Raw genomic sequence first — 17,253 nt, 5'->3', positions numbered from 1 at the left:
GCTATCGTTTCCCACGCTTACCCCCTTCTCGGCGGCATGTCCGGGTTCTGATGCGTCCATTTAATTGCGGCAAAAGCCGCGACAGCACGATGACCTACTCCCAAGCTTTCCAACGCTCAACGACGGACGACCGACGCATCGACGTCAATGATTTCTCGCGTCGCTCGTTTCTTGATGTGGTAATCGCTCCTGGCTGCGCGTAGATCATTCGTTAGGACTTCAGAACCCATGCTTTTTCACAACCGATTCAACTTGCTTTTGCCAACCTTCGCGTTCGTCTGCGCAAGCGGACTGTCAGCCTGCGCTACGACCGCGCCACAGCAGCGCGACCGAATGAACGACCACACATCGAACGCGCCCGGCTCCATTGCCAGATCATCGACTAAACCCTTCGTCCATCCAGGATTGCTTCACACCGCGCAGGATTTCGATCGCATGAAGACAAACCTGACCAAAGGGCGTCAGCCCTGGGTGCAGGGATGGCAGAAACTGACTTCCAACCGCCACGCGACGCTCAGCTGGGCGTCACGCGCCCAGTCGGTCATCTATCGAGGCAGGAACCCACAGCATGCGGAAAACTACGCCTTGCTATTCAACGATGCGGCTGCCGCCTATGCACTGGCCGTACGATGGAAGCTTTCCGGCGATGACGCATACGCGAGCAAGGCGGTCGACATTCTGAACGCATGGTCGAGTCAACTGACGGCGATCGATGGTTGCTCCGATCGCTTTCTTGCCTCCGGAATCTATGGATACGAATTGGCCAATGCCGCCGAAATCCTTCGTACGTGGCCCAAATGGCATGCGGCCGATTTCGGACGATTCAAGGCGATGATGCTCGCGGTCTTTTATCCGATGAACCACGATTTCCTTACGCGGCATAACGGTACAAATATCGATCACTATTGGGCAAACTGGGACCTCGCGAACATGGCTTCAATGATTGCGATCGGCGTCCTGACCGACCGTCGCGACATCTATTCCGAAGCCGTCGAATATTTCAAGCATGGTCAGGGTAATGGCTCGATCCAACATGTCATATGGAAGCTGTACCCCGACGGGTTGGGACAAGTTCAGGAAAGCGGACGTGATCAGGGCCATTCGATGCTGGACATCGCTCTGCTGGGTGCGTTCTGTCAAATGGCATGGAATGAAGGCGATGATCTGTTCGGGTACGACGACAATCGCGTTCTGAAGGGGGCGGAGTACGTTGCCCGATACAACCTCGGCCACGACGTGCCCTATTCGACCTATCGCAATAGTGACGTCACGCAACCCGCGATTTCACCCGCCGCTCGTGGCGATATCCGACCGATCTGGGAACTGCTCTATAACCACTATGTCGCTTTTAAGAAACTGAAGGCGCCCGGTCTTTCGGCGTTCACTCAGATGGTACGCCCCGAAGGGGGCGGCGGGGATTATGGGCCCAACAGCGGCGGATTTGATCAGCTTGGTTACGGCACCCTTACCTATTCCATTCGTTGATGCTCGATCTAGACACACGAACGTGGTGCTTCGCGTAGACGAACAGCATCATGAGGCGCCCTCGCGCGAAATAGACGACGCACAGTGTCCAAGCGCTGAATCTGCCGCGCGGTAAAGCTTGCAGAATGGCTTCTCCGCACGGCAGCATCTCGTGACCGCGAAGCACACGTATCAGCTCACTTTCTGGCACGCGCTCTCGGGACTCTTAACATCGCAAAAAGTGGTGGCGAATCGTCGATTTCGGTTCTTCCAAGGAGTTCAAAGCCAAACCGTTCATAGAGCGGAATATTTTTCGGATTACTGCATTCGAGATATGCTGCTTCGTCCTTGCTGTCACAGAGTTCGCACGCATACGACATCAACGCCGATCCGAAACCCCGCCCTCGATACCGAGAATCGATACCGAGAAGAGTCATGTAGCAGTGCGGATAGCTCGGCTGATGTCTTCCGGACATCTCGAACAGCTTGAGTGCATTACTGCCTCTCGACGGCAAAACAGAGTCGAGAAAAAAGCATTCGAGCTCATCCGGGTCAGGATGCACGCCCGAGGGCAGCCACGTGAACGCGCCTTGATGGCTGTCAACGTGATACGCACCGCTACCGCGAGTGAATGGATCGCTCCCGTAGCACATCACGAAGTTCGCAAATTCCCGCTCGTAGCGTTCCGGCTCAGGGTACATCCAGCGCACAATCGGATCGTCAAAGAACGACGAAGCAAGAATCGCGGTCACCGCTTCCGCGCTGCACGCACTGATGGGTTCGATAGCGTAGGACATCGGGTCGTCTCCTTCATTTTCAGACTTCAGTTACTCAAGGCAGGCTGATTCAACTATTGGGGCATATCGCGTACGGCCGCTGATTGGGGAAAGCTCCCGAATGAAGCGCTCGATCTGCGATCTGCCGGTTCCAGGCGTCACGACGAGATGGGCTTGGTCACCACGGGCTGACAATCTCCATTTCGCCAACAGCGCGTCATCCGGCCGCTGAAACACGACGGTGAGCGCGCCGGGATTTCTCCAGGCCTGACTGCCACTTGCATTGAGTAGTTCGACCGTGTCGGACGCGAGTGCTTCGCATTGATGGAATCGATCCCGAATGCCGCACCACCCAAGCGAACGACTCACGGACCAAAGGACAAGGACCGCATATGCGCTTGCCGGTCCCAACAAGGCCGTGCGCGACGCGAAGTGGCGCTCGGAATGCTCGACCACATGACGCTTCCGAGTCAGGGAAACCCCACACGGCACGGGCGAACCGAGAAATCGATGCCCGCTGAAAGTAATGGAGTCGGCCCCATGCGCGAAATCGAACCGTGGCGACGGATCGATGAAGCGTGCATAAGGCCCCGAGAGTGCTGCATCGCAATGAACAAAGACGTTCCGCACGCCCGCAATTTGCAGGGTCTCGCGAATGCTGGCTACATCATCGCGTGCCTCGGTCCATGCCGTGCCGACGTTCGCCACAACGATGGCGGACACACCCTTGTTGCGCCGGGCATGCCGTTCGAGGTCCTCGTAATCCATCTCGCCGCTGGGTCGCGTGCGCACGACTATGGATCGAAGGTTCAGCAAACGCAGTGCGCGCATCACGCTATCGCGAATCTCGCTCGTTACATAGACGATACCGTGCCCAACAGTCTCGCGAGCAAGATAGAGGCCGTACAGATTTCCTTGTCCATTTCCCCCGGTGACGCCTCCCCAGCAATCGTCACTTGGCGCTCTCAGGAGCGACGCAAAGAACTCCACGGCTTCACGTTCAAATCGCTCGATCCGAAGTGCACACGAACTCTCCACGCCCGAATCTTGAAAGTTATGGTTCGGCAGGTTCAAGAATTGCGATATTCCACTGTAGTCGAATCCCCTCGCATACGAACTACCGGCACGACCGGAATTCTCGCGCCTCAGTGACAGGTACAAGTCCTCAAGCAAAGCTCGATCTTCCGCGCTCAGCACTATTCATCTCCGTCACGTAGTTCATTACCCCAAAATGCCCACTCATCACTCAGTCGTACAGAGCCGCCTCTCGCTGCACCGCCGCCATTCGCCCGACAGTTTGACGCTCCCATTCGAGAATGCCGAATGGATCTCCGATACCCCGGCATATATGGTCGCGCTGAATCAACAAACATTCGACAATTCCCCATGTTTCCGTCATAGGACCGTAGGAAGAAGGCATATCCTCGTGTGCGGCACGCGCTGCCGAGACATGAATGAGTGGAACGTCAGGATGCCGGTGATGAAAATCATGGCTCGAGAGATCCGCAGCGAAAACATAGAGTCTCAAAGGAATGTCGACCAACCCGACCTTGAGCCACCACCACAACACCTCGATCGCCCGAAGGGGGCCATTCGACGCGCCCGGATAGGGTCTGCCAAGAAAGCGTCCCCAGCTAAGATGCCCGTAGAAGACCGAAACCGACGCTCCTTCCGATCGATCGGCAAACCACAAGTGCTCTGTCACGTGTTGCAACCACGATGAATGGGGAACCAGGACGACGAGAGGTAAAACGTAATAGAAGGCAAATGCCTTCCATGCATTCCAGTGTACGACGCCCACTACCAATGCGATCCACACAAGGCCGCACACGATTCGATGCGACCACGATGCATCGACAAAGCTTTGCCGCAGGCAAGCCGCGACGTGCTCCCACAGGCGAGCGGGATGAAACGGCGCAAATGCGACGCGCTGCCAAAAAATACGCTCCGGCATTCCTTTGTACAGTCCATGTCTGACGATGATCTGCTGGTCAGGGTCCGCATCGGTGCAGAAGGATTTTCGCCCATGGTGATTCCGTACGTGGGTCCCCTTATAGCGAGCCAATGGCGCATGAAGAATCGGCACGCCCACCAGCCATTCGAAATAGCGTTGCATCTGTGCGCGATTGTTCATTCCAACACCATGCGCCAAATGATGAAACATGTGCGCCAAGTTGAGCTGACGGTTAACTATCGTCACGATCAGTGCCAGCGAAGCGATGACTTTTACCGTCAACGATACCGAAGCTGTAAATACCCAGCATCCCAATCCGATACCCAAAGCGATCACGACATAATTGAGGATCACCAGCGAGAAAAACTCCCAACTCGTCATACGACGATCTGACGAACCATCCTCGATGGAATTTCGCAACGCCTTACCGGTGAGCCATGTCCAGAATGGTTGGCATGGCAGGTCCGCGTATGTCGATCGAATGTCCGATTGATATCCATAGACCGGATAGCGGGTCGAATATTCCGAGTGACTCATGATTCATCCCCTCCATGTTGAATATGCGCACCAGCCCAACACAACCTATGGAGATCCACATATTTGCAGCAAGCCTTTCCATGCCAGGCGACCTGACGCCTCCACGACACGCCCCGCCCGCAAAACTGCTCATGCCGATATGACGCTTGCATCGTCGCGCCGACGCCTCCAACGAACAAGGCAATAATTGTTAAAATTCGACATGACGATTCGTGACATTCTCATCCCGTCGCCACACTCCGGCATGACATGCAATGATCACGCACATCCCGCTCACTCGTCCAAATATATACCCACAATAATTGACAATTGTTGCATTGATGAAAAACCAATTTAGTAAAATATTTCAGTGCATCCACCATCTTTTAATTCCAAACGCCACCACATATCAAGCACAACACAATTCACTCAAATCGTTACCTACATCCAGCATCTCGTTAAAACAAAGCACCTAGAATCGGAGCGTCCGAATGGGAGTACTTTCACATGACTTGGTCGTCGGCCGGCTCAGCATCGCTGCCCGCCTTGAGCGCTTGCCGATTACGCGGTTTCAGCGAACCATCTTCGCGGTGATTGCCACCGCGTGGCTATTCGATTCGATGGACCTCGGAATCATGACATTCGTCCTTGGGACCATCAAAGCCGAATTCCACTTGAGCACCGTGCAGGCAGGGATGCTCGCAAGCGCCAGCTTCGTCGGCATGCTCGCGGGTGCCGCGATCGCTGGGGTACTGGCAGACCGCTTCGGCCGGAAACCCGTGTTCCAGGTGAGCATGATTTTCTGGGGTATCGGCAGTCTGCTATGCGCTGTTGCACACGACATCGGATGGTTGATGGCGTTTCGCATCCTGCTGGGATTTGGCATGGGAATGGAGTTTCCCATCGGGCAGTCGATCATGTCCGAAATCGTCCCCGCGGCCCATCGCGGACGTTACGTCGCGCTACTCGAGGGCTTCTGGCCGATCGGCTTCATTGCAGCCGGCACACTCGCGTATTTCCTGCTCCCGATAGTCGGCTGGCGCGGAATCTTCATCGTATTGGCGATCCCCTCAGTCTTCGTTTTCGTGGTGCGTCGCTGCGTCCCCGAGTCACCGCGTTGGCTCGAAAGCGCCGGTCGCACAGTCGAAGCCGACGAGGTCGTTACTCGAATCGAAACCAAGGTGAAGACCGCACTCGGCACGGACGCCCTGCCTGCCGTCGAGCCGGTGACGCAGGCGACGACGAACGAACCCGCGCCGGCGGGCCGGGCAAGTCTCGCGCAATTGTGGAAACGCGGCTACGCGCGGCGGACCGCGATGACCTGGACACTCTGGTTTTTTGCGCTTCTCGGCTATTACGGCCTGACGACTTGGTTGAGCGCGTTGCTGCAAAACGCCGGCTACGAAGCGACGAAGTCGGTGATCTACACGGTCGCCATCTCGCTAGCGGGCATTCCCGGATTCGCCGTCTTCGCATGGTTGCTGGAAGACTGGGGCCGCAAGTTCTCCTGCGTGCTGGCGCTCACGGGTAGTGCGATCTTCGCCTATCTTTATGGCCAGGCCGCCACGACGCACACGCCAGTAGAACAATTGATCGCGGTTGGGATGTGTATGCAGTTCTTCCTGTTCGGTATGTGGTCGGTCTTGTACGCCTACACGCCCGAACTGTACCCGACCCGTGTGCGTGCAACGGGCGCAGGCTTTGCATCAGCCGTCGGGCGGCTTGGATCGCTTCTCGGGCCGTCCGTGATCGGATTGGTCCTGCCGCTCGCCGGCCAACGCGGTGTGTTCACGATCGGAGCCGCGTCATTCCTGATCGCGGCGCTCGCCGTGATCACACTCGGTGTCGAAACCCGGGGACGCGCACTTGAAGAAGTCTCTGTCTAGCCACTCGCCTGGCCTGGCCAGACCGTGTCGTGGCAAGTCGACGTCGATGGCCAAAATGGGCGATGTGTTTGCTCGATTACAGCGAGTCGACGATCAGTACGCGTTGTCCCGGCATTTCCATATCATACGGGCCGCTCAATCCGCGGCCCCTCAATGAGACTGAACATGATTCACAAATTCGAGGAAGGCCTTGACCGTCGTGATGCAAATCACGTCCCGCTCACCCCCGTCGATTTCATTGTGCGCGCGGCCGAGGTATATGGTGACCGCACCGCCGTGGTCCACGGTGACCTACGCCGCACATGGACCGACACCTATGCACGCACGCGGCGCTTCGCCAGCGCCCTTACGCAGGTCGGCGTCGGGCGCGGCGACACCGTCGCAGCCCTGCTGCCGAACATCCCCGAGATGATCGAAGCGCATTTCGCCGTTCCAATGGCCGGTGCCGTGCTCAACGCCATCAACACGCGGCTCGATATTCCCGCGGTGCTGTTCATACTGCGCCACAGCGAAGCGAAGGTTTTGATCGTCGATACCGAATATGCGGCTCTCGCACACCGTGCGGCGCTCGAAATTCCAGGACTGAAGATCGTCAGTGTCGCAGACGCAATGCCTGCCGACCCGGACCGCTTCGCGAATGCGATCGACTATGAAGCATTCCTCGCGGCCGGAGCGCCGGCATTCGAATGGCGGATGCCCGATGATGAATGGGATGCGATCGCTTTGAACTACACCTCGGGCACGACCGGCGATCCGAAGGGCGTTCTCTGTCACCATCGAGGCGCGTATCTCGCCGCGATCAGCAACATCCTCGAATGGGATATGCCCAAGCACGCAGTCTACCTATGGACACTGCCGATGTTCCATTGCAACGGCTGGAGCTTCCCGTGGGCCGTGGCGGCTCGCGCCGGTGTCAACGTCTGCCTGCGGCGCTTCGACGTGCGACGCGTGTTCGAACTGATCAGAAGCGAGCGCATCACGCACTATTGTGGCGCGCCGATCGTCCATAGCGCGATCACGAACGCACCTGCAGAGTGGCGCGACGGGATCAGCCATACCATCCACGCGATGGTTGCCGGCGCGGCGCCCGCGCCCGCTGTGATCGCCCAGATGCGGAAAATCGGCATTGATGCGACACATGTCTACGGTCTCACCGAAGTCTATGGGCCTGCGACCGTCTGCGCCAAGCAGGCGCAGTGGGATGCATTCGACGAGAACGAGATCGCGCGCCTCAACGCGCGACAAGGGGTGCGTTACCATCTGCAAGCCGGCGCGACGGTATTCGATCCCGACACGATGGCGCCGGTGCCGGCCGATGGCGAGACACTCGGCGAGGTCATGTTCCGCGGCAATCTTTGCATGAAGGGCTACCTGAAGAACCCTAAGGCGACCGACGAGGCGTTCCGCGGCGGGTGGTTCCATACCGGTGATCTTGGTGTACTGACGCCGGACGGCTACATCCGTATCAAGGACCGCCGCAAGGACATCATCATCTCCGGCGGTGAGAACATCTCGAGCATCGAAGTCGAGGACGCGCTATACCAGCATCCGGCAGTGGCCGTCGCGGCAGTCGTCGCGATGCCCGATTCGAAATGGGGAGAAGTCCCGTGCGCATTCGCCGAGCTGAAGCCCGGGATGGTGGTGACGGAAGAAGAAATCATCGCGCATTGCCGGCTTTTTCTCGCCGGCTTCAAGATTCCGAAGGTCGTGCGCTTCGGCGAGCTGCCGAAGACGGCGACCGGCAAGATCCAGAAGTTTCAGCTTCGCGAATCGGTCGGTTCCGGCAAAGCGATCGATCTGGCCGGGAACCCGGTGTAACACGGTACGGGCGAAGGGGTACGGACACGTCCCCCCTTCCGGGGCCGGCCCCACCCGGCCCAATTTGACAACGATCCAGACGCAGCCGACGTCGTCCTGAAACGGTTCTATCGTACTCTCAGATCCGACCAGCTCACCATGGAGCGAAATTCACAAGCGTGCAACATACCGTCACGTCTGATCCCGAGCCAGCACGGCCTGCTTCGCGAGCGCAATGTCCAACCGCCGTTTCGCCGCATCGAGTACGTTCCGCTGTGCGACTGAAAGATCGACACTACCGTCCGGAAAAGTCGCGCTCACAATGGCGTTATGCGCGGCCTCGAGCTCAGCGCATACCTCCAACCATTCACGATACCGTCCTGTACTCACAATTCACTCCTTCCACGCCGCTCAGCTTCCGTGCCGAGCCGCCGGTAACCGTTCCAACGGCCGATAAAGTTGCATGACGGAGAGCATCCCAATCTGCCAGACAGCGACATGAACGCCGTGCAGATGGTTACGTCGATCTCGCACTTCTATCTGCACGTCGCGACTTACCCGAATTTGAGCCAGCGAGCTGGGCCACCGTTATCGAATCACGAACTCGATGTATGCGAATCTCCGTCGTCGAGCACGGCGTCCCTGCCTCATACCGCAGAACGCCCTTCGCAGCGCGTGTGCCACATACCCGCAGATCGGTTCGTTCATGTGACACGACGCGCTTCGCCCCCGCTCAGGTCGGCCGGCACTCCCAGAATATCGCTGTCTTGCACTCGAACACCCGCTCGCCTCGCTGATTCACCGCATCGTTCTCGTAGAACACCAAACCCCACCCCGGCTTCGAGTTGACGAGTCGCGTCTTCGACACGCGGGCGCTGTATGTCAGAACGTCGCCCGCATACACGGGCGCCAGCCATTTCATGTCCCAGATTCCCGGGGAAAGACCGTAGCGTGGCTTGTGGCCGCACTCAGACGCCGTGGCATGAACCGTCTTGTTTCGTTCCGTCACGTAGAGCTTCATCCATACGGATGTCACAAGCCATCCCGGTGCTATCCGCGAATCGGAATGCTGACTCAGTAGGCTCTCGTCATGTTGCCAGTGACAGGAAAGCGAATCATAGGTTCGCGTAAAACGCTCGATCTCTTCGGCGCTGAACTGATGATGCCCAAGGATCGCCGACTCTCCGACAACGACCTCGTCAAAGTAGCCACGATCAAGATGCCGGCTTCCTTGGTCTCGCTGCGATGATCCATCAGCCTCTTCCCTCGAGCCTGCAAGCGCATCGCCACCGCGTTCCATGTATTGCTGCAGATCGTCCGCTCGGGGACCGAATGCGATCCACGCGGTCTGGTTCATCACCTCCTCATCCTGGCCATTCAGCACGTCAAACTTGTATTGGACGATCTCCGCATTCGACGTCTGCGATTTTCGGCTTTGAAGAATGGTTTGGCGCAGCTGAAGGCGATCGCCGGCGCGCACCGGCCTGACCCACTTCACCATATCGACGTTCTGGATCGCCACGGGCGTCGAACCGAGCGGAAGGCTGTCGGCAATCAGCCGCGCCGCCAGTGAACTGGTATGCAAGCCCGACGCGATGAGGCCGCCGACGAGACTTCCCTTCGCCGCCTCAGGGTCGACGTGCATTGGCTGCGGATCGTACTCCCGCGCAAACTGGACGATGTCCTCCAGTTCGATTGACGGACCGAGTCGATCGCTTTGCGTGCTCGATGAGGTGCCCTCGCAGCTGGTATGTACAAATTGCATTTTTTCACCTGTTCAATCGTAAAAGATAAGTGCCGGTGGGGCTCAATACGGCTTTTTTCTGCAGATCGCATGCATCTGGTGCTTCATCGGTGATCTCTGTACCGAAAGCGCACCACGCTCGCGACGATTAATTCGGAGACTTCGAGGACGCATGCCCGGTCTTCACGTTGAGGGTGCTCTCAAACGAAAGGCGCCTCATCAGCTGACAAGACCGCTCGAAAACAATCCAAAATTTTCGCCGCCACGCGATCGGCTCGCGCGGTAACGGCCAACATCGCATTGACAACCGGCAGCCGCACATTCACGGGCTCGCCCACGAGCCAAATGCTCTGCTGCGTCGCCCATCGGCCGTCGCTCACAGCCATGTCCTCCGTCAAGCTGACCGAATCTTTCTCTCGTCTGCTATCCGCATCGATCTCCAGTTCATCCCTCTCGTTGAAGAACAGGTTCGGAGCATAGAAACCGGTCGCAGCCACGACGGCACCAAATTGACAGTGGCCTTTACCCCAGTCGATCGACCATGCATGCCCGTCACCATAAGCCGGGACAGCACTCCGAATCGCCCCCTTCTCGAACGTCATCGCCCCGCTCTCCATCAAGCGCAACATCGCTCCGGAGTTATGCGTCGCCACCCGATCGATATGCTGGTCGCACAGAAGCGTCACGTGATGATCGCGGCCAACAAGCAAATTCGCCGCATCGACGGCAGCGAGTTCGTTTCCGATCACCAGGACATTTGTTTTCGTTGGGAGGCGCGCCAGCACTTCTGAATCGATACACGGGTAGCCGATGAACGTCACACGATGCTTATGAGCCTCGAGCACTTCAGGCAACAGGCAAGCTTCGTATCCTGCACAAATAATCACGTCGTTCGCCGGCACGGGCGGAAGCACCGAGTCGTCAAAATGAACGACATAGCGTCGATAACCGTGCACACTCAAAGACTTGAAGCGATACGGCAACTGGATAACTTCAATGCCGTTCTCGGCGGCTGCGCGAACATAATGACTAAACCGGTCGGCGAGATAATGCTCCGTCCAGATTCCCGGCGCGTACGTAGCACACATGGCCACGTCCTCTCCACAACACAGGTGCTCAAGGAAATTTGACGCACGGCTCGACGCAACGTGGTTGACGTCGACAAACGCGTCGTCATGTGCACGCTCATAGGATCGACAGCGCTGATCCTCCGGGCCGGCAGATTGGGGGCCAATAACGAATATCGTCGACGCGGCACGCCGTCTGACTGCCGCGATAAATGCGGCAACGCCCGCATTCCCGCATCCGATTATCGCGAGGCTTGATTTTTCGATAACCATACTATTTCAAGTACCATCGTTCGACACTGCGTAGCCGACTCACCCTGGTCGCCTGCTCACGCACGTAGCTCATCATCGCGACAACGCGTGAAAAGGACGGCCCGATGCAGCGAATCGAGGCATCTTGCGATGCCGGTGAAGACAGGCGTTCGCCCGGTCAATCGGGCGAACGCTTTCCGCTAGACTCGCCACGCAAGATCGCCGTGTACTCAGGTGCCTTGCATGTCGAGGTCTTCCGCAATCTTGGTGTCAAGGGCGGCCCTGCTTGAGCCCTTTTTCGCGCTGAACCACATCGCGCCGATCAACAGGTATGCGACAAAGCAGTACGGAAACTTGTCCAGCGGCGACGGCATGCTCGGATATACGGTCGAGATCAGCGGCGGGATCATCAGCAGTATCGACACACCCGAAAGCAGAATGGCGCGCGAACTCAACTCACTGCGGTGCTTGAGATAAATCGGCATCGCGACTGACACGAGTACATACACCACAAGGAACCCGTAGGTGGCTACCGTGCCGAAGTCATTGAACATGTCGAGCGATTGCTGGCCGACGCTCAACAGAATGGCGGGCACCGCGATCACGAGTACGGATGCCGCAGTAGCTGCGATCGAAGGCGTCTTGTTCCTCGCGTGTACACGAGCCAGACCTGCGGGCAATACGCCATGTCGGCCCATCGTCATCAGGATGCGGGACGCAGCATTCAGGCTGGCAACGGCGCCTGCGAACAGACTGATCACCGCGCCGCATGCAATCAGGATACCGAGGCGGCCGAAGCCGACACTCGTTGCGAGATCGTTGTACGGTGTCGCGCTGGCACCAAGAGACGTTCCGATCGACTTGAATCCGAGCACGGCGACATACGCCGTCAGCATGAAGAAGCATCCGCTCACTGCCGTACTCAGCGTCATTGCCCGCGGAATGCTGCGCAGCGGATCCCGCGCCTCTTCACCCAGCGTCGCCGCACTCTCGAAGCCAACGAAGCTGAAAATGGCCAGGACAAGCCCCACTTTGACGCCGCCCGGATCGATTGTCGCGAACTTGAATTGCCCCGGATCGACCAGCGTCCCGTGTTTGACGATGACCGACAAACCGACCCCGAGAATCAGGATCATCGACGCCGCTTCCAACGCAAGCATCAACTTCGCGGAAAGCTTGACGTCGCGCCAGACGATATACCATGCGATTGCACCGGCAACGCCGACCGTCACGGGCGCACTCAATGTCACGCCAAAGGTGCTGAACAGGCTGCTCGCATAGCTTTCCAGCCCACACAGCACGGCCATCGCGGTGAACAGGTATGCAGCAAGCATGCTCCAACCAGCCAGGAAACCGGCGAAACCGCCGAGCCCACGTCCGACATACGCGTAAAGCGAGCCGGGCGACGATGAGCGCGTCGCGAACTGATTGATGTTCGCGCCGACCAGAATCATCGAGACGGTTGCGAGCAGATACGAAAGCCACGTGCCGGCGCCCGCGGAAGCGAACACGAGCGGCACAAGCACCAGCGGCGTCACGGAGGGTGAAATGTTGGCAACGGCCTGCGCGAGGATTTCCGTAAAGGACAGGCACCGCATCTTCAAACCGAACCGCCCTGTCTCGCTCGATTGCGTCATATCGACCTCCATTGAGTGTGAACAGCACTTCAAACAACACGCCCCGAGCGCCCCGTAGACAACATCCGCCAAGCGTGGCGAGGGGCATAGTCGCGACGAATCAACAACGTCAGCACACGACCTGCGCGTTCGGCTCTCTCCATACCGGGTACAGAACCGGGCCACCTTCAAGCTGAATGGGCGGTCCGGCATCCCTGTAGCCCAGTCGAATGCATATGGACCGACACTGAAGCGAAGTGCACTCGGAATAGGATGGGAGGCCGTCACGATCCATCACGGTGTTCAGGAATTGCATGAATGCCATTCCGCACCCCGAGTTGCGTCGCTCAGGCTCTGTCGCCATGCAGAAGCCGTAGTAGTGCCGTGGGCCGGTCGGGTGATGCGCATCCAATGCGTCGAGGAATGCAAGCACCGTAGAGGCATCCTCGCCAGCGCACGCCGTCATGCGCGATCGCATCCGTTCCTGCTCCTCGACGCTCATGTCCATCCCTTCAGGACGGAAGTAAACAAACGCTGCTGCTCGATCGGCATCCACCATCACACCGCCGCGATCGAATGCGAGATCCAGGTAAATCCCGAAGAATTCGCTCAGGGACTTGGCTCGCCGGGCAGGATCCGGAAACGCCCATTTGATTACTTCGTCATCAAAGAAGCCTCGTCCGAGCAGATCGGACACCCATCCGATTTCGCTTCTGTCTGCACAACGAATCTGCACCATCACCATCCCCAATAGGTTGCGCCGTACTCACGGTTGGCGCGCATCTCCCAATCACGCTCTCGATTTCCTAAAAAAACGAAGGTCACTATTGCGTCTCGACAACATAGATACGGCTTGCAAAAAGGTGGTACGGCCGCCCGGCACTCTTGATCCCGGAGATCCACCACATCGCTTCGATTTGTGTCCGAATTGCGTATATGAGCCGTCGTGTAGCCCCTAGGCCGCTGCGCCTGATCACGAGATCCATCGTGTTCGGCAGGATCAATCATCTCCGTTGCCGCGTGCCGGCTCAATGCAATAATTGTCAAAAGTCATCCATTGCCATTTGACAATTGTTTTATGCTGAATATTCCGCATCATGAACTAATATTCTTTAAATCATGTTTAAACACGTTTTGTCGGTGGATGGACTCGTCGCCCAATTGTATCGAGACCAGACATTCGGTCCCATCGGACCATTTCTCACAACGATCAGTGAGGTACTGCATGTCACACGCAAATAGCTCCCTTCTGCTTGAATCGCGGGACAGCGAGGAAATTAACCTTCTCCTCGGTCTGTTACGAAGTGACTTGACGGATGTCCAGGCGGAGTGCATCGGCTATCCCATCAACCACAAGTTCAACTACGCCGCGCTCGCACCGTTCCTGAATATTCATTTGAACAATCTCGGTGATCCGTACGACTCGGGCGCCGGACTTCCCAACACCCGATTCATGGAGCGCGAGGTACTGTCGTACTTCACCAGCCTCTGGCACGGGCAACCGCGAAGCACCGAAGGCAGCGCGGACACGACGTGGGGCTACGTCCTCAGCATGGGTGCCACGGAAGGCAACATGTATGCGCTCTGGAACGCGAGAAATTACCTCTCCGGCAAACCGCTCATGCACGACATGGGTTCGAAGCAGTCTTCCAGAACACCGCTGCTGTTCTTTTCCGATCAGGCCCACTCGTCGGTGCTGAAGAGCGCCGACGCGTTGTCGGTCGAGACGTTCTACCAAGCGGGGGCACGCCTGTACCCGCGTCAGTGCCCGATCAGCCCCGATGGCTCGTGGCCGAGTGGCGTGCCGAGCCGCCTCGGTGCCATCGATGCGGAAGCACTTGCCGTGCTCGTCGATTTCTTTTGCGCGCGCGGCTATGCCCCGGTCATCCTGCTGAACCTCGGCTCGACCTTCAAAGGTGCATACGACGAACCCGAGCACGTGTGGCAATTCCTGCGCCCGGTATTGGAGCGACATGGGATGTGCACGGAAAGCAACGAGACGACGCGCCAGGAATTCTGGATCCACATCGATGGTGCGCTCGGGGCTGCCTACCTGCCATATTTGGAGCTGGCAAGGGAGAGCGGCCTGTCCGACACGCACGGCCCTTCTTTCGACTTTCGTCTTCCGTACGTCTCGTCGATCGTGATGAGCACGCACAAGTGGTATGGTTCGCCATTTCCCGGTGGGCTCTACATGACGCGAGAGAAACTGCGCATCGCGCCGCCAAGCCGCCCGGAATACTATGATTCTCCCGACTCCACGCTGGCCAGCAGCCGGAATGGATTTTCCGCACTCGTGCTCTGGCATGCGTTGTCGGCCACTCCGCTCGACCAGCAGGTCGCTCGGGCCGCTCGCTGCGATGCGCTGGCAGCGTACGCTTACGAACGCGTCGTGCAGATTGCCGAGCGATGCGACACGTGGTGCGAGCGCGCGAACAATTCGCTTGCGGTGCAATTCACGCGTCCCGGGAGCGAGACGTTCAACCGCTTCCGACTGAGTGCCCAGGGCGATGCCGCGCATGTTGTCGTGATGCCGCATGTCGATCGGAATGTCGTCGACGCGTTTCTGGCGGCACTCGAACGTGATGCTCGCTATCAAAGGCAAGTCAACTCGCAGCGTAATGAGGCGGTTGCGCTGTTCGGCCGGTGACACTAATGCGCTTGCGGTGCTCCTGGATCATCTCCTGTGTCGGTCGACGTGCCAGGACACCACAAGCAGCGTAGCAACGACTCGCTGCCTCGCACTGTACATATCCGCATCGCCGTCACTTCGTCGGCACACCGGCGAGATGCCTCCAATCGTGTGCCGGCCAAGTCGGTTTTCTCTGGCATCTCCAGCCCCAACCATCGATCGATTCAAGGTATCGAAACGAAATCGCCGAGCGCGTGTTTGGCAAGCGCTCGGCGATCTCGTCAATTGCGTGTCAGCGCCCGGAGGACGCTTGGGCGATCGACAAACTAGGCCATCGCAGCCCCATCGGGAAGGGGCTGCTCAACGAGCGCACGCACATCCACACCGACACGAGCAGCAACCTCTTCAAGTCGATAACCCCTCGTGTAGACAGACTCGAGACGAACGCCATTTTCGGGAACCATGCCGTGTATCTTGCGCAAGCGATAGATATGCGTATCGAGGGTCCGCGAATCGCTGCTTTGCGCCCGCCCCCAAACCGCCATGGACACGATCTGACGCGAAACGATTTTCCCGATATTGCGAAAGAGAAACACCATGAGCTCGTACTCTTTCGGCATCAAGTGAAGCTCATCCCCATGAAGCGTCACTTTTCTTCTCGCCGTGCTCAGCAAAAAACTGCCGACCACGATATCCCGCTCCGCGGCCGTGCCCCTTCTAGCCGGTCGCAACCACGCATCGATCCGGCTTGCCAACTCCAGGCCACTGAACGGCTTCATGATGTACTCGTCGATCACCCCTTGGGCCTGATAGACGATGTCCATCTCGGTAGCCTGATTCGACAAGCAGATGACCGGCACTCTCTTGCGGCTGCAAGAGCGGATCGTCTCGATCAGTTTGACTCCCGACGCGGCATACGGCTGCCACTCGAGTACTAGCAGGTCCACCGATTGACGCATGGCAATCTCGATCCCTGCTTCCGCGGACGTTGCATGCGAAATCGACAACTCTTCACTGGCCATGAACTGCTGCATCAACATAGCATGTGGCACATCATTTTCGATGAGCAAGATATTCATGAATTGCCTCACATCCAGAGCGTTATAAATTAATTCACCAAACAACCACCAGCACGCATCCCTCTCTGTATGCGGCATACGCCAATTTTTATTATTTATCTAAGCTTTTCAGATCACCCCAATCTCTTGGCAAACGTTTCACAAAATTGATGCAGGACTCGATGGAAACAGAAAATTTTTCCCGCTTCCGCGAGGACCGCCACCACCTACCCAACGTACTTTTAACCAATTTAACAAAAACTTACATCATCGCGTCAAGGCGCAAGGACTCATTTTCAATAAAATTGACATGCCATACAAGCCGTCAATTATGGTAAGAATTCCCCTACATAAATCATCCGATCCAGCGCGAGAATTCCTACAGAATTTCATTCTCGAAAACGGGAATCCCGGTCTTCATAGGTTCTCCTTGAATAGCGCCTATCAAAGCGTTATGACAAAATTTTTATGCATTCGACTTGATTTCGACC

At 57.5% G+C, this 17,253-nt stretch carries 12 protein-coding genes; 4 read left to right on the top strand and 8 right to left on the bottom strand.

Annotated elements, in window-relative coordinates; translation table 11 throughout:
- Positions 1–228 precede the first annotated feature (228 nt).
- Positions 229–1,485 (top strand): alginate lyase family protein, encoded by a 1,257-nt coding sequence (locus U4012_RS17295; protein WP_321800247.1) that lies wholly within the window; start codon positions 229–231, stop codon positions 1,483–1,485.
- A 176-nt stretch (positions 1,486–1,661) separates the two neighbouring features.
- On the opposite strand, the gene U4012_RS17290 is transcribed toward U4012_RS17295, so the two are convergent.
- The 3 genes from U4012_RS17290 to U4012_RS17280 all read right to left on the bottom strand — a co-directional run bounded on the left by U4012_RS17290 (position 1,662) and on the right by U4012_RS17280 (position 4,731).
- On the bottom strand, positions 1,662–2,261 hold the full coding sequence (locus U4012_RS17290) for a GNAT family N-acetyltransferase (RefSeq protein WP_321800245.1): 600 nt from the start codon (positions 2,259–2,261) through the stop codon (positions 1,662–1,664).
- A 30-nt stretch (positions 2,262–2,291) separates the two neighbouring features.
- The gene (locus U4012_RS17285; RefSeq protein ID WP_321800243.1) at positions 2,292–3,314 is read right to left on the bottom strand and encodes a pyridoxal-dependent decarboxylase; all 1,023 of its coding nucleotides are present in this window, start codon (positions 3,312–3,314) and stop codon (positions 2,292–2,294) included.
- Between the two features lie 172 nt (positions 3,315–3,486).
- Complete coding sequence (locus U4012_RS17280; RefSeq protein WP_321800241.1) at positions 3,487–4,731, bottom strand: hypothetical protein; 1,245 nt, start codon at positions 4,729–4,731, stop codon at positions 3,487–3,489.
- A 470-nt stretch (positions 4,732–5,201) separates the two neighbouring features.
- Between U4012_RS17280 and U4012_RS17275 the strand changes: the two genes are divergently transcribed.
- A complete protein-coding gene (locus tag U4012_RS17275; protein ID WP_321800239.1) occupies positions 5,202–6,596 on the top strand; it encodes an MFS transporter in 1,395 nt (464 codons plus the stop codon).
- Positions 6,597–6,761: 165 nt separating this feature from the next.
- The gene (locus tag U4012_RS17270; protein WP_321800237.1) at positions 6,762–8,414 is read left to right on the top strand and encodes an acyl-CoA synthetase; all 1,653 of its coding nucleotides are present in this window, start codon (positions 6,762–6,764) and stop codon (positions 8,412–8,414) included.
- Between the two features lie 712 nt (positions 8,415–9,126).
- Here U4012_RS17270 and U4012_RS17265 read toward each other — a convergent pair.
- The 4 genes from U4012_RS17265 to U4012_RS17250 form a co-directional block, all read right to left on the bottom strand.
- Positions 9,127–10,158, bottom strand: coding sequence for a MaoC/PaaZ C-terminal domain-containing protein (locus tag U4012_RS17265; RefSeq protein ID WP_321800234.1), 1,032 nt, complete (start codon positions 10,156–10,158; stop codon positions 9,127–9,129).
- 179 nt (positions 10,159–10,337) lie between these two features.
- Positions 10,338–11,477, bottom strand: coding sequence for a hypothetical protein (locus tag U4012_RS17260; protein ID WP_321800232.1), 1,140 nt, complete (start codon positions 11,475–11,477; stop codon positions 10,338–10,340).
- A gap of 209 nt (positions 11,478–11,686) precedes the next feature.
- Positions 11,687–13,093: an APC family permease gene (locus U4012_RS17255; protein WP_321800230.1), complete on the bottom strand. Its 1,407-nt coding sequence runs from the start codon at positions 13,091–13,093 to the stop codon at positions 11,687–11,689.
- Positions 13,094–13,202: 109 nt separating this feature from the next.
- Entirely contained in the window at positions 13,203–13,769 is a 567-nt protein-coding gene (locus U4012_RS17250; protein ID WP_321800228.1) for a hypothetical protein, read from the bottom strand.
- Positions 13,770–14,381: 612 nt separating this feature from the next.
- On the opposite strand from U4012_RS17250, the gene U4012_RS17245 reads away from it, so the two are divergent.
- Positions 14,382–15,722: a pyridoxal-dependent decarboxylase gene (locus tag U4012_RS17245; protein WP_321800226.1), complete on the top strand. Its 1,341-nt coding sequence runs from the start codon at positions 14,382–14,384 to the stop codon at positions 15,720–15,722.
- A gap of 308 nt (positions 15,723–16,030) precedes the next feature.
- Here U4012_RS17245 and U4012_RS17240 read toward each other — a convergent pair whose 3' ends face one another.
- A complete protein-coding gene (locus tag U4012_RS17240; RefSeq protein WP_321800224.1) occupies positions 16,031–16,783 on the bottom strand; it encodes a response regulator transcription factor in 753 nt (250 codons plus the stop codon).
- Positions 16,784–17,253 lie beyond the last annotated feature (470 nt).

It is taken from the genome of Burkholderia sp. BCC1988, from assembly GCF_905339895.1.
Classification (GTDB): domain Bacteria; phylum Pseudomonadota; class Gammaproteobacteria; order Burkholderiales; family Burkholderiaceae; genus Burkholderia.
This window is presented reverse-complemented; position numbering and strand designations above follow the sequence as displayed.

What these genes read in the sequence shown, in the direction of transcription:
- U4012_RS17295 (WP_321800247.1), top strand. Translation starts at nt 229, where the DNA reads ATGCTTTTTCACAACCGATTCAACTTGCTTTTGCCAACCTTCGCGTTC.
- U4012_RS17290 (WP_321800245.1), bottom strand. Translation starts at nt 2,261, where the DNA reads ATGTCCTACGCTATCGAACCCATCAGTGCGTGCAGCGCGGAAGCGGTG.
- U4012_RS17280 (WP_321800241.1), bottom strand. Translation starts at nt 4,731, where the DNA reads ATGAGTCACTCGGAATATTCGACCCGCTATCCGGTCTATGGATATCAA.
- U4012_RS17275 (WP_321800239.1), top strand. Translation starts at nt 5,202, where the DNA reads ATGGGAGTACTTTCACATGACTTGGTCGTCGGCCGGCTCAGCATCGCT.
- U4012_RS17270 (WP_321800237.1), top strand. Translation starts at nt 6,762, where the DNA reads ATGATTCACAAATTCGAGGAAGGCCTTGACCGTCGTGATGCAAATCAC.
- U4012_RS17265 (WP_321800234.1), bottom strand. Translation starts at nt 10,158, where the DNA reads ATGCAATTTGTACATACCAGCTGCGAGGGCACCTCATCGAGCACGCAA.
- U4012_RS17260 (WP_321800232.1), bottom strand. Translation starts at nt 11,477, where the DNA reads ATGGTTATCGAAAAATCAAGCCTCGCGATAATCGGATGCGGGAATGCG.
- U4012_RS17255 (WP_321800230.1), bottom strand. Translation starts at nt 13,093, where the DNA reads ATGACGCAATCGAGCGAGACAGGGCGGTTCGGTTTGAAGATGCGGTGC.
- U4012_RS17240 (WP_321800224.1), bottom strand. Translation starts at nt 16,783, where the DNA reads ATGAATATCTTGCTCATCGAAAATGATGTGCCACATGCTATGTTGATG.